The sequence below is a fragment of the Burkholderia sp. JPY481 genome (assembly GCF_038900515.1).
Classification (GTDB): Bacteria; Pseudomonadota; Gammaproteobacteria; order Burkholderiales; family Burkholderiaceae; genus Paraburkholderia; species Paraburkholderia youngii.
The window spans coordinates 1-271 of the sequence record NZ_JAYMRT010000182.1; the positions used below are offsets into that span (position 1 = coordinate 1).

1 protein-coding gene is annotated in these 271 nt (G+C 59.4%); it reads right to left on the reverse strand.

Features of this window, described 5'->3' with window-relative positions:
- The coding region (locus tag VSR82_RS40235) for an IS66 family transposase (RefSeq protein ID WP_498858949.1) at positions 1–271 on the reverse strand (271 nt) is incomplete at both ends.

Consider the following 271-nt stretch of genomic DNA (forward strand, 5'->3'; position numbering starts at 1 on the left):
CAGCCAGTTGGCCCTCCCGATAGCCCACGGACGTATTTGGTTTTCGACCCAGTTGTTGTCTATGGGCACATGTCCGTCGTCGAGATAGCGCGTCAGCGCTTCCCAGCGTTTAAGGCTGTAATCCAGCGCTTTCGCAATCGCTGCACCTTCCGAAACCAGCTTGCGCTGCGCCACCATCCATTCATGAAGTGCGTCGCACACCGGTTTGGCCCGGCTCTGTCGAAGCCTGCGACGCTCTTCAGCTTCCAGTGTCTGCGCCTCGCGCTCGATG